Below are 12799 nucleotides of genomic sequence, written 5' to 3'. Positions count from 1 at the left end.
ATTCCTCATCACTTGCCGGTGATCATCGGCAGGTTCAAGCCTTGTTCCTTGGCACAGTCGATGGCGATCTGGTAACCGGCATCGGCGTGGCGCATGACCCCGGTGGCCGGGTCGTTGGTCAGCACGCGGGCGATGCGCGCGGCGGCCTCGTCGGTGCCGTCGCAGACGATCACCATGCCCGAATGCTGGGAGAAGCCCATGCCCACGCCGCCGCCATGGTGCAGCGAGACCCAGGTGGCGCCGCTGGCGGTGTTCAGCAGGGCATTGAGCAGCGGCCAGTCGGAGACGGCATCGGAACCGTCCTGCATGGCTTCGGTTTCACGGTTGGGGCTGGCCACCGAACCGGAGTCGAGGTGGTCGCGGCCGATGACGATCGGCGCCTTCAGTTCGCCGCTGCGGACCATTTCGTTGAACGCCAGGCCGAGCTTGGCGCGCTGTCCCAGGCCGACCCAGCAGATGCGCGCCGGCAGGCCCTGGAAGCTGATGCGCTGCTTGGCCATGTCCAGCCAGCGGTGCAGGTGGGCGTCATCCGGGATCAGTTCCTTGACCTTGGCGTCGGTCTTGTAGATGTCCTCGGCGTCGCCGGACAGCGCGGCCCAGCGGAACGGACCGACGCCACGGCAGAACAGCGGACGGATGTAGGCCGGAACGAAGCCGGGGAAGTCGAAGGCATTGGCCACGCCCTCTTCCTTGGCCATCTGGCGGATGTTGTTGCCGTAGTCGAAGGTCGGTACGCCCTGCTTCTGGAAGTCCAGCATGGCTTGCACATGCACCGCCATGGACTGCTTGGCGGCTTTCACCACGGCGGCCGGCTCGGTCTGCGCGCGGTCGCGGTACTGCTCCCAGGTCCAGCCGATCGGCAGGTAGCCGTTGAGCGGGTCGTGGGCGCTGGTCTGGTCGGTGACCATGTCCGGGCGCACGCCACGGCGCACCAGTTCCGGCAGGATTTCCGCGGCGTTGCCGTGCAGGGCAATGGAGATCGCCTTGCCTTCGCCGGTGTACTTGGCGATGCGCGCCAGGGCGTCGTCCAGGTCGCTGGCCTGCTCGTCGACGTAACGGGTCTTCAGGCGGAAGTCGATGCGGCTCTGCTGGCATTCGATGTTCAGCGAGCAGGCGCCGGCCAGGGTCGCCGCCAGGGGCTGGGCGCCGCCCATGCCGCCGAGACCGGCGGTGAGCACCCAGCGCCCGGCGAGGTTGCCGTTGTAGTGCTGGCGACCGGCCTCGACGAAGGTTTCGTAGGTGCCCTGGACGATGCCCTGGCTACCGATGTAGATCCACGAACCGGCGGTCATCTGGCCGTACATGGCCAGGCCCTTGGCATCCAGTTCGTTGAAGTGCTCCCAGGTCGCCCAGTGCGGCACCAGGTTGGAGTTGGCGATCAGCACGCGCGGGGCGTTGGCGTGGGTCTTGAACACCCCGACCGGCTTGCCGGATTGCACCAGCAGGGTCTCGTCGTCGTTCAGCTCTTTCAGGGTGGCGACGATCTTGTCGTAGCACTCCCAGTTGCGCGCGGCGCGGCCGATGCCGCCGTAGACCACCAATTCCTTGGGGTTCTCCGCCACTTCCGGGTCGAGGTTGTTCATCAACATGCGCAGCGGCGCTTCGGTCAGCCAGCTCTTGGCGTTCAGCTGGGTGCCGCGCGGAGCGCGGATTTCGACATCGCGGAATTTGTTGTTCGAGTTGCTCACGGGGTGACTCCTGACTCGGGTGACTGACGGGCCGGCGCAGCGACCTGGTTCCGGGGCGGCCGTCGAAGACGTCCGCACACATATAAGGTTGTACATACAAGCATATGCATGAGAGGGGCCAACCTTGCCGAGGGGGCCGCAAAAAAACCCAAGGGAAGGCTCTAGGCTGCGTAGAAGCTGGGCGTCAGCGGGCCGCGAGAGCGGCATCCGCCGGCAGTGGCCGAGAGCAAGAGGTGTTACCCGAGACTACGGGCGTGACACTTTTTGAAGCACGACGCCCCATCAAGGGGCGTCATCGGTAACAGGCCATTCGCGCAGGGCGAACAACGCGCGCGCGTTATCCGCCGCCGCCAGCGCGGCTCAGGCCTGGGCCTTCTTGCGGTAGGCCATGGACTGGTCGATGCGGCCGAGGATGTAGTCGCCCGCCTTCACCGGCGCGTAGCGGCTTGCTTCGTCGGCGATGCCCAGGTCGCGCGGATCGACCACGGACTGGTAGTCGGGGTCGAAGAAGGTGGCGATGGAATAGCGCTCGTGGCCGGAGCAGTTGATCACCCGGTGCAGGGTGGAGCGGAAGCGATCGTTGGACCAGCGCGCCAGCAGGTCGCCGACGTTGACCACCAGGCTGCCGGCCAGCGGGGTGGCATCGACCCAGCTCTGACTGCCCAGCTCGCGCACCTGCAGGCCACCACTGTCGTCCTGATAGAGCAGGGTGATGCAGCCATAGTCGGTGTGCGGCGCCACGCCGAACAGATCGGCCTCGGCCTGCGCCGGGTGCGGTGGGTAATAGATGGCCTGGGTGCGCTGCAGCGGCTTGTGGTACTTGGCGGCGAAGAACTGCTCGTCGATGCCCAGGCTCACCGCCACCGCGCGCAGCAGGTCGGCGCCGGCGCGGCCGACCGCCGCGTAATAGGCGTCCAGCGCGCTGCGCAGGCGCGGCAGGAAGGCCGGCCACTGGTTCGGCCCGCGCAGGGCTTCGCCGGCGAGCACGCAAGGATCGTCCTCGGCCAGTTCCAGGCCGATGCTGAAGAACTCCTTCAGGTCCGGCTGGGTCGCCTGGTACATGGTCGCCCCGCCGATCCGGTGGAAACCGCGATGGCGCGCATTCACCGCCACCTGCGCCTTGGTCTCCAGCGGCAAGGCAAAGAACTCCCGCGCGGCGGCCATGGCCTCGTCGATCACCGCCTGCGGCACGCCGTGATTGACGATATAGAAGAAGCCGATCTCGGTGCAGGCCCGGTGGATCGCCTCGCCGGCCCGGCGCAGGCTGGCGGCGTCGCCCGCCCCCACACCGGCCATGTCGACCACGGGAATGGAAAGGTTCTGACTCATGAGGACTCCTGCGCGGGCGCCGCGGCGGCAAACGCGCCAAGCGGCTAGGGTTGTCAGGGAGGATGACCGCTCGCCGCGTCGCGACAGGGCTCGACCAGGCAAGCGGTATATACAGGCTAAGCACATTGCATGCCCGCCGTCCGACGGCTGCTCCAGGCGCCCGCCAGCAACGCCTCTAGGGCGACACCGGGAGCCTCCGGCGGCAACGCCAGACCGCCTGACTCAGCGCACCCTGGCTGTGCATTTGGACCACAGCGGCCCCAGCCGGGTGCAACCTAAGGTGACATCGACAGCCCATGCGCAACCCCCTGAAGCCGCGCGTAGCGCCTCTGCGATGGCACTTCCTGGATTCCTGGCCCGCGAATTGCCTGTCCTGTATATACAGGCATGTATCTCGCTGCCACCGACCCATGGCCACCGCGCCGCACCCCATGCTCAGGAAACGCCCCATGTCAGATGCCCTGCTCATCACCCCCGGCCACTTCAGCCTCGACCAACTGCGCCTGATCCACCAGGAGCGCATCGACTTCGCCCTCGACCCCGCCTGCCAGGCCAGCGTCGCGGCCAGCCAGCGCACGGTCGCCAGCATCATCGCCAGCCAGCGCACCGTCTACGGCATCAACACCGGCTTCGGCCTGCTGGCGCGGACCTCGATCGCCGCCGACCAACTGACCCGGCTGCAGCGCAACCTGATCCTCTCGCACTGCACCGGCACCGGGCCGCTGCTCGACGATGCCACCGTCGGCCTGATCCTGGCGCTCAAGGTCGCCTCCCTGGCGCGCGGTTTCTCCGGGGTGCGCTGGGCGGTGATCGAAGGCCTGCTGAAGCTCTACCGCGCCCAGGTCTACCCGTGCATTCCCTCGCAGGGCTCGGTGGGCGCCTCGGGTGACCTGGCGCCGCTGGCGCACATGTCCTCGGTGCTCATCGGCGTCGGCCAGGTGCGCCATCAAGGCCGCGTCATGGAAGCCAGCGAGGGTCTCGCCATCGCCGGCCTGGAGCCCCTGACCCTGGGGCCGAAGGAAGGCCTGGCGCTGATCAACGGCACCCAGGTGTCCACGGCCCTGGCCCTGCGCGGACTGTTCGCCGCCGAGAAGCTGTTCACCGCCGCGGTGGCCGCCGGCAGCCTCACCGTGGAGGCCCTGAAGGGTTCCTATGTGCCCTTCGACGCGCGTATCCAGGCGGTGCGCGGCCAGCCCGGGCAGATCGACGTCGCCGCGCTGTACCGCGAGCTGCTGCACGACAGCCAGATCAACCAGTCGCACATCGACTGCAAGCGCGTGCAGGACCCCTACTCGCTGCGCTGCCAGCCGCAGGTGATGGGCGCCTGCCTCGATCACCTGCGCTTCGCCGCCGGGGTCTTCCTGCGCGAAGCCAACGCGGTGTCGGACAACCCGCTGGTGTTCAGCGCCGACGGCGACGTGCTCTCCGGCGGCAACTTCCACGCCGAGCCGGTGGCCATGGCCGCCGACGTGCTGGCCCTGGCAATTGCCGAAATCGGCGCGCTGTCGGAACGGCGCATCGCCCAACTGGTCGACCCGGCGCTGTCCGGCCTGCCGGCGTTCCTGGTCAAGGAAGGCGGGCTCAACTCCGGCTTCATGATCGCCCAGGTCACCTCGGCGGCCCTGGCCTCGGAAAACAAGACCCTGGCCCACCCGGCCTCGGTGGACAGCCTGCCGACCTCGGCCAACCAGGAGGACCACGTGTCCATGGCCACCTTCGCCGCGCGGCGCCTGCTCGACATGGCCGGCAACAGCTCGGCGGTGGTCGCCATCGAACTGCTCGCCGCCGCCCAGGGCGTGGAGTTCCACGCGCCGCTGAGCACCTCGCCGAAGCTCGCCGAGATCATGGCGATGATCCGCGCCCAGGTGCCCGCCTACGATGAAGACCGCTACTTCGCCCCGGACATCGCCACCGCGCGCGCCTGGGTCGAAGAGGGCGCCTTCGCCCGCTGGCTGCCCGCCAGTGCGCTCTACGCCTGAGTCGCCGCGCATGCGCCGCTACCACACCGGCAACGACTTCCGCCGCGCGCAGAGCATCGCCGAGCTGGCCGCCATGGCCCGCCGGCGCCTGCCGTACTTCGCCTGGGAATACCTCGACGGCGGCGCGGAAGACGAGCTGACCCTGCGGCGCAACCGCCAGGCCTTCGCCGAACTCAGCCTGCTGCCGCAGACCCTGGTGCCCTGCGCCACGCCGGACCTGCGCCGCCCGCTGTTCGGCGGCACGCTGCCGCTGCCCATGGCCATCGCTCCCAGCGGCTACAACGGCATGCTCTACCGCGACGCCGACCTCCACCTGGCCCGCGCCGCCGGCGAGCGCGGCCTGCCGTTCAGCCTCAGCACGGTGTCCACCAGTTCCCTGGAAGAAGTCGCCGCCGCCGCGCCGGACACCGAGCTGTGGTTCCAGCTCTATTGCCTGCGCGACCCCGGCATCCAGGATGACCTGCTGCGCCGCGCCGAGGCCGTCGGCTGCCGCACTCTGCTGCTGACCAGCGATGCCGTGCTGCTCGGCAACCGCGAATGGGACAGGCGCAACTTCGTCCGTCCGCAGCAGCTGAGCTGGCGCAACAAGTTCGACGTCCTGCGCCACCCGCGCTGGCTGCTCCAGGCACTCTGGCCACAAGGCCTGCCGCAGATGGCCAACCTGGCGCCCTACCTGCCCGCCGAGCGCCGCAACGCCGCGGGCGCCGCGCAGTTCATCGGCCAGCAGATGGACACCGAACTGGACTGGAACGCCCTCGCCCGCCTGCGCCAGCGCTGGCCGCACCGCCTGCTGCTGAAGGGGGTGCTGGCGGCTACCGATGCGCGGCGCTGCGCCGAACTCGGCCTGGATGGCGTGGTGGTGAGCAACCACGGCGGGCGTCAGCTCGACGGCGCGCCGGCCAGCCTCGACTGCCTGCCGGCCGTCGCTGAAGCGGTCAAAGGCCGCCTGGCGATCCTGCTGGACAGCGGCATCCGCCGCGGCAGCGACATCCTCAAGGCCTGCGCCCTCGGCGCCGACGCGGTGCTGCTCGGCCGCGCCACCCTGTATGGCGTGGCCCTTGGCGGCGCCGCCGGAGCCGCCCATGCGCTCGATCTGCTGCACCAGGAACTGCGCCTGGCCCTGGCCTTGCTTGGCCGTCGCAGCCTGGCCGAGGTGAACGGCGACTGCCTGTTGCGCAGCGCCCCGGCTTCCCTTTTACCGACTGGCGACGTCCACCCATGAGCGAACTCGAACAGACCCTGCAGCTACTGCGCGCCGCCCTCGGCGACGCCGCCGTGCTCACCGGCGCGGCCATCAATCCCCGCCACCACAGCGACTGGACCCGCCACGCCCCGGCCTGCCCGGCGGCGCTGCTGCTGCCGCGCGACACCGCGCAGGTCTCCGCCGCCCTGCGCATCTGCAACGAACGCGGCCAGAGCCTGGTGCCCCAGGGCGGCATGACCGGCCTGGCCGGCGGCGCCGTGCCGCGCGCGCAGGACATCGCCCTGTCCCTGGAGCGCCTGGACGGCATCGAGGAGATCGACACGGCCGCCGCCACCATGACCGTGCGCGCCGGCACCCGCCTGGAGCGCATCCAGCAGGCCGCCGCCGAGGCCGGCCTGCTGTTCCCGCTGGACCTGGGCGCGCGCGGCTCCTGCCAAATCGGCGGCAACATCGCCACCAACGCCGGTGGCAATGCGGTGATCCGCTACGGCATGACCCGCGACCTGGTGCTCGGCCTGGAAGTGGTGCTGGCCGATGGGCGGGTCCTGAACCTGCTGAACAAGATGATCAAGAACAACACCGGCTATGACCTGAAACAGTGCTTCATCGGCTCCGAGGGCACCCTCGGGGTGATCACCCGCGCGGTGCTCAAGCTGGCGCCGCCGCCGGGCGCGCAAAGTACCGCGCTGTGCGCCCTGCCCGACTACGCCGCCGCGGTGGCGCTGCTGCGCCGCCTGCAACGCCGGCTGGGCACGCCGCAGGCCTATGAGCTGATGTGGCAGGACTTCTACCGCCTCGGCGTGTCCTGGCTGGAAACGACCCAAGCACCGCTGGCCGAGGACTACCCGCTGTACGCGCTGTTCGACAGCGCGGCCACCGCCGAGGCGTTGCAGGATGCCCTGCAGGGCGCCTTCGACGACGGCGAAGTGATCGATGCGGTGATCGCCGGCTCCCAGGCCCAGGCCCGTCAGCTGTGGAAAATCCGCGAGGCCACCGGCGAATTCCCCAACCGCCTGCAACCGCTGAACTTCGACGTCAGCCTGCCGATCGGGCGCATCGGCGACTTCGCCGAGCGCTGCCGGCAGCGTCTCGATGCGCGCTGGCCGGGCAACCGCAGCGTCTATTTCGGCCACATCGGCGACAGCAACCTGCACCTCACCGTCGATTGCCGCTCGCTGCCGCAACCGGCGCCTATCCTTGAGGTCGAGGAACTGGTCTATACCGCCGTCGGCGAAATGGCCGGCTCGGTCTCCGCCGAGCACGGCATCGGCCTGCTCAAGCGCGAATTCCTGCATCACTCGGTGAGTCCCGAGGCGCTGCAGGTGATGCGTCAGCTCAAGCTGGCCCTGGATCCACGGGGCATCCTCAACCCCGGCAAGCTGTTCGATTGAAGCCGGCAGAGACCGGTATATACCAGTATTGATTGGCACATTTGATGCTGCTCTGCCGTTGCACAACAACAACACCTGTCAGCCCAACGAAGGAGTTACCCGATGCGCTTCAACCCACTGTTTGGCAAGACCCTGGCCGCCCTCGGCGCCGCCACCCTGATCGCCCTGGCGCCGCAGGTCCGCGCCGACCAACTGGCCGATGTGAAGAAGGCCGGTGAACTGGTGGTCGGCACCGAAATGCAGTTCGCTCCCTTCGACTTTCTCGATAACGGCAAGCAGCAAGGCCTGAACGCCGAACTGTTCAAGGCCCTCGGCGACGAGCTGGGGGTCAAGGTGCGCTTCATCGACCTGCCCTGGCCGAGCGTGCTGCCGGGGCTGGAGGCGAAGAAATTCGACGTGGTCGCCGGGCCAATCATCGTCACCAAGGCGCGCAAGGAGCGCTACCGCTTCCTCGACCCGATCGCCGAAGCCACGGTGTCGCTGCTCAAGGGCGCGCACAACGACAAGATCGGCAAGCCGCAGGACATCGCCGGCATGACCGTCGGCGCCGGCAAGGGCTCGGCGCAACTGGAGGAGCTGAAGACCTTCGCCGCCACCCTGCCGCAGAAGGTGACCATCCGCGAGTACGTCGACAACAACCAGGCCTACGCCGACCTCGCCGCCGGGCGCATCGCCGCGGTGGCCAACTCGCTGCCGAACATCTCCTACGTCGCCGCCCAGCGCTCGCAAGTGTTCGCCGTGGTGCAACCGCCGTTCGGCAAGAAGTCCTACTTCGCCTACCTGGGCCGCAAGGACGATGACTCCGCCAGCCTGATCGCCGAGCTGAACAAGGCCCTGGCCAAGCTGCACGCCGATGGCCGCCTGGCCGCGCTGCAGAAGAAATGGCTGGGCGCCGCCATGGATACCCCGCAAGGCGACTTCGAACCGACCTGGTAAACCCGTGCGCCGGCGCGCCCCGCCAGGGTGCGCCGGCCTGCCCGATGCCTTCCGATGCGCCACGCGGCGCGGGAGAGACTGGCGATGATCTTCGATTGGCCAACCCTGCTGCAGAGCCTGCCGCTGATGGCGCTGAGCCTGCTGACCACCCTTGAGGTGTCGCTCGCCGGGCTGGGGATAGGATTCGTGATCGGCATAGGCGTCTGCACCTTGCGCCTGTCGCCGGACCCGTTGCTGCGGCGCCTCGGTGGCGCCTACATCTTCGTCTTCCGTGGCGTGCCGCTGCTGGTGCAACTGCTGTTCATCTACTACTTCCTGCCCCGTGTCGGCCTGCCCAACGTCTCGCCGCTGGTGGCGGCGGTGGTCGGCCTGGCCCTGGCGGCCGGCGCCTACATCGCGGAAATCTTCCGCGGCGGTTTCCTCGCCATCCCCGGCGGGCAACTGGAGGCGGCGCGCCTGCTGGGCCTGTCGGCCTGGCAGATCCTGCTGCGGATCAAGGTGCCGCAGGCCGTGCGTCTGACCCTGCCGGCGCTGCTCAACGAAATGATCCTGCTGATCAAGGCCTCCTCGCTGGTCTCGGTGGTCGGCCTCGCCGACCTGACCCGTACCGCGCAGAACCTCGCCGCCAGCAACTACCTGTTCCTGCAGACCTACCTGGTGCTGGCCGCCTTCTACTGCCTGATCAACATTCCCCTGGCGTTCTGCGGCGGCGCCCTGGAGCGGCGGCTGCAAAGGGGGCAGGCATGATCATCGATCCGAGCATCATCACCAGCCGCCTCGGCGAGATCGGCGGTGGCCTGCTGGTGACCTTCCAGACCTGGGGCGCCGGGGTCGCGCTCGGCCTGCTGCTGGGCCTGGCCATCGCCGTCCTGCAATTGTTCGGCGGACGCTGGATACGCGCGGCGCTGCGGGCGTTCATCGAGCTGATCCGCGCCACGCCGTTCCTCGTCCAGTTGTTCCTGCTCTACTACGGCGGCCCCTCCTTCGGCCTCGAACTGCAACCGTTCAGCGCCGGCATCCTCGGCCTGGGCGTGTACGGCAGCGTGTACTTCGCCGAAATCTTCCGCGCCGGCTTCCAGTCGGTGCCACCGGGCCAACTGGAGGCCGCCGAATGCCTGGGCATCGGCCGCTGGCAATGCATCCTGCGCATCCAGTTGCCGCAGATGCTGGTGATCATCCTGCCGGCGCTGGTCAACCTGATCACCATCCTGTGCAAGGAAACCGCCGTGCTGTCGATCATCACCATCCCCGAACTGACCATGGTGCTGACCGGCATCGGCTCGGAAACCTTCGCCTTCGTCGAGACCCTGGCGGTGCTCTGCGTCGGCTACCTGGTTCTCATCGAATGCTGCTCGCGCCTGGGCCTGGCCCTGGAAACGCGGGTCGGGCGCTTCCTGCAGCGCCAGGAGGCCTGAAATGACTATCCCGCTCCGCCTGCACAGCGGCACGCCCACCGAGGTGATCCCCATGAACCACGCTTCCACCGCCGACGAGCCGATCCTCAAGCTGCGCGGCGTCGGCAAACGCTTCGGTGCCCTGCAGGTGCTGCAGGACATCGACCTCGACGTGCGCCGCTCCGAGGTGGTCTGCCTGATCGGTCCGTCCGGCTCGGGCAAGAGCACCCTGCTGCGCAGCATGGCCTTCCTCGAACAGTACGACGCCGGCGAGGTGTTCATCGAAGGTCAGTTGCTCGGCTGGCAGGCCGGCCCGCAGCGCAAACCGGCCGGCCGCGCCCAGGTCAACCAGGTGCGGCGCAACGTCGGCATGGTCTTCCAGCAGTTCAACCTGTGGCCGCACATGAGCGTGCTCGGCAACGTCACCGAGGCGCTGCTGCGCGTGCGCAAGCAATCCCACGACGAGGCACGCCGGCGTGGCCTGGCGATGCTGGAAAAGGTCGGCCTGGCGCACAAGGCCGAGAGTTACCCGGCGCAGCTCTCCGGCGGCCAGCAGCAGCGCGTGGCGATCGCCCGGGCGCTGGCCATGGAGCCGCACATCATGCTCTTCGACGAACCCACCTCGGCGCTCGACCCGGAGCTGGTCGGCGAAGTGCTGCAAGTGATGAAGGCGCTCGCCGCCGACGGCATGACCATGGTGGTGGTCACCCATGAGATGGGCTTCGCCGCCCAGGTCGCCGACACCGTGGTGTTCCTCGACCAGGGCCGCATCGTCACCAAGGGCTCGCCGCGCGAGGTTTTCCACGACACCCAGCATCCGCGCCTGCAGCAGTTCCTGCAGAACTACCTGGACCGCAACGCCTTCTGGCAGGACCTGAAAGAAGAGGCCAGCGCATGAACTTCGACGACTCCCTGGCCCGCGCCGACGTGCGCGGCCTGGCCAGCTACAACGCCGGCCTCTCCAGCGACATGGTGCGCGCCCGCTTCGGCCTCGAACGGGTGGCCAAGCTGGGCAGCAACGAGAACCCGCTGGGCGCCGCGCCCGGCGTGGCCACAGCACTGGCCAAGGCCGCCGGGCAGTGCGCGCTCTACCCCGACGCCCACTGCGGCGAGTTGCGCGCGGCGCTGGCCGCGCGCCTCGGCGTGGACGGCCAGCGGCTGGTGTTCGGCAACGGCTCCGAAGACCTGCTGGGCATCGTCAGCCGGGTGTTCCTCGATCACGGCGACGAGGTGGTCAGCGTGCTGCCGTCGTTCGGCCTGCACCTGATCTATCCGCGCGCCGCCGGCGCCGAGGTCAAGGGCGTGCCCATGGGCGCCGACCTGCGCATCGACGTCAAGGCGCTGCTCGCCGCCATCGGCCCGCGCACCCGCCTGCTGATGTTCTCCTGCCCGTCCAACCCGGTGGGCAGCAGCCTGACGAGCGCAGAGCTGCGCCAACTGCTCGACGGCCTGCCGGCGCACTGCCTGCTGGTGTTCGACGAGGCCTACCACGAATACGCCCGCCACGAGCCGGGCTACCCGGACTGCCTGGCCATGCTCGAAGCCAGCGGCAAGCCCTTCGTGCTCCTGCGCACCTTTTCCAAGGCCTACGCCCTGGCCGGCCTGCGCATCGGCTATGGCGTGGTCAGCGACAGCCGCCTGGCCGAGCTGATCGACCGCCTGCGCACGCCCTTCAACGTCAACCGTGGCGCCCAGGCCGCCGCCGTCGCCGCCCTGGACGACCACGCGCACCTGCGCGCCAGCCTCGAACATGTCGCCAGCGAACGCCGCCGCCTCGACGCCGCCTTGCGCGAACGCGGCCTGCAACCGGCGCCGTCGCTGGCCAATTTCCTGTTCTTCGCCAGCGCCAGCGAAGCGGAAGTGCTGAACGAAGCGCTGCTGCGCCAGGGGGTGATCGTCAAGCCATGGCGCGAGCCGGGTTACACTCGCTACCTGCGGGTGTCGATCGGCAGCCGCGACGACAACGATCTGTTCCTCCAGGCGCTGGACAACGCCCTGCGCGCACCCGCGCAGCCGGCCTGCGCCTGATACGGCGCCACTGGAGTGCCCCGCTGATGCCCACCAAGCCAACCGCCCCGCAAGCCCTTTACCGGCAGGCGAAATCCTTCGTCGAGAGCAAGTTGCGCTCCGGGGAGTGGAAGCCCGGCGACCTGATCCCCTCGGAGAACCGTCTGGTGGTGGAGTTGGGCATGTCGCGGATGACGGTCAACCGCGCGCTGCGCGAGCTGACCGCCGAGGGCCGGTTGGTGCGCTTGTCGGGGGTCGGCACCTTCGTTGCCGACCGCAAGCCGCAGTCCAACCTGCTGATGATCGCCAACGTCGCCGACGAGATCCGCGCCCGCGGCCATCGCTACCAGTGCCGGCTGATCACCCTCGGCCGCGAAGCCGCCTCGCTGCCGGTGGCCGCGGCGCTGTCGCTGCCGACCGGCAGCTCGGTGTTCCACGTCACCTGCGTGCACTGCGAGGAAGGCGTGCCGGTCCAACTGGAAGACCGCTACGTCAATCCGGAGCTGATCCCCGAGCTGCTGCAGCAACGCTTCGACGAGCAATTGCAGCCGTCGCAGTACCTGCTGCGCATGGTGGCGCCGGATGAGATGGAGCATATCGTCGATGCCGTGCTGCCGAGCGCGGCGGAGGCCGAACTGCTGGAACTGGAAAGCAATGAACCGTGCCTGGTGCTGATGCGCCGCACCTGGGCGCGGGGCAAGGCGGTGACCTACGTGCGCTTCGTCCACCCCTCGTCGCGCTACCGCCTGGGCAGCCGCCTGCCGGTGAACGGCGGCAACGGCGCCGGCTAGTCGCCGCCAACATCACCAACGGCGGATAACGCCTGGGGCGTTACTCGCCCTAGCGCGCGGCGTAGCCCGGCGCTGGGCCG

Annotated in this window: 11 protein-coding genes; 9 read left to right on the top strand and 2 right to left on the bottom strand. The window is 68.9% G+C overall.

Going from position 1 to position 12799, the window contains the following annotated elements; all coding sequences use genetic code 11:
* Positions 1-8: 8 nt before the first annotated feature.
* Together hutU and BLQ74_RS19685 are read right to left on the bottom strand one after the other, a co-directional pair.
* Positions 9-1688, bottom strand: coding sequence for a urocanate hydratase (hutU, locus tag BLQ74_RS19690; RefSeq protein WP_090265359.1), 1680 nt, complete (start codon positions 1686-1688; stop codon positions 9-11).
* Positions 1689-2048: 360 nt separating this feature from the next.
* A complete protein-coding gene (locus BLQ74_RS19685) occupies positions 2049-3017 on the bottom strand; it encodes an isopenicillin N synthase family dioxygenase (RefSeq protein WP_090265357.1) in 969 nt (322 codons plus the stop codon).
* A gap of 449 nt (positions 3018-3466) precedes the next feature.
* Between BLQ74_RS19685 and hutH the strand changes: the two genes are divergently transcribed.
* The 9 genes from hutH (at position 3467) to hutC (ending at position 12719) form a co-directional block, all read left to right on the top strand.
* Positions 3467-4996, top strand: coding sequence for a histidine ammonia-lyase (hutH, locus tag BLQ74_RS19680; RefSeq protein ID WP_090265355.1), 1530 nt, complete (start codon positions 3467-3469; stop codon positions 4994-4996).
* A gap of 10 nt (positions 4997-5006) precedes the next feature.
* A complete protein-coding gene (locus tag BLQ74_RS19675) occupies positions 5007-6218 on the top strand; it encodes an alpha-hydroxy acid oxidase (RefSeq protein ID WP_090265352.1) in 1212 nt (403 codons plus the stop codon).
* Positions 6215-7591 carry an FAD-binding oxidoreductase gene (locus BLQ74_RS19670; protein WP_090265349.1) on the top strand — a complete coding sequence of 459 codons (1377 nt, stop codon included), beginning with the start codon at positions 6215-6217 and terminating at the stop codon, positions 7589-7591. The genes BLQ74_RS19675 and BLQ74_RS19670 overlap by 4 nt, the downstream gene beginning before the upstream one ends.
* 102 nt (positions 7592-7693) lie before the next feature.
* Complete coding sequence (locus BLQ74_RS19665) at positions 7694-8527, top strand: transporter substrate-binding domain-containing protein (RefSeq protein WP_090265347.1); 834 nt, start codon at positions 7694-7696, stop codon at positions 8525-8527.
* An 84-nt stretch (positions 8528-8611) separates the two neighbouring features.
* The gene (locus tag BLQ74_RS19660) at positions 8612-9274 is read left to right on the top strand and encodes an amino acid ABC transporter permease (RefSeq protein WP_090265346.1); all 663 of its coding nucleotides are present in this window, start codon (positions 8612-8614) and stop codon (positions 9272-9274) included.
* A complete protein-coding gene (locus BLQ74_RS19655; RefSeq protein ID WP_090265343.1) occupies positions 9271-9942 on the top strand; it encodes an amino acid ABC transporter permease in 672 nt (223 codons plus the stop codon). Before BLQ74_RS19660 ends, BLQ74_RS19655 begins: the two co-directional genes overlap by 4 nt.
* Positions 9943-10024: 82 nt before the next feature.
* The gene (locus tag BLQ74_RS19650) at positions 10025-10819 is read left to right on the top strand and encodes an amino acid ABC transporter ATP-binding protein (RefSeq protein ID WP_170842825.1); all 795 of its coding nucleotides are present in this window, start codon (positions 10025-10027) and stop codon (positions 10817-10819) included.
* Positions 10816-11949, top strand: a complete 1134-nt coding sequence (locus BLQ74_RS19645; RefSeq protein ID WP_090265339.1) for an aminotransferase class I/II-fold pyridoxal phosphate-dependent enzyme — start codon at positions 10816-10818, stop codon at positions 11947-11949. Before BLQ74_RS19650 ends, BLQ74_RS19645 begins: the two co-directional genes overlap by 4 nt.
* A 26-nt stretch (positions 11950-11975) precedes the next feature.
* Positions 11976-12719: a histidine utilization transcriptional repressor HutC gene (hutC, locus tag BLQ74_RS19640; protein ID WP_090265337.1), complete on the top strand. Its 744-nt coding sequence runs from the start codon at positions 11976-11978 to the stop codon at positions 12717-12719.
* Positions 12720-12799: the final 80 nt, after the last annotated feature.

The sequence above is a fragment of the Pseudomonas panipatensis genome (assembly GCF_900099785.1).
Taxonomy (GTDB): Bacteria; Pseudomonadota; Gammaproteobacteria; order Pseudomonadales; family Pseudomonadaceae; genus Pseudomonas; species Pseudomonas panipatensis.
Note: the sequence above shows the minus strand (reverse complement) of the source record. Positions and strands in the feature narration are given on the sequence as shown.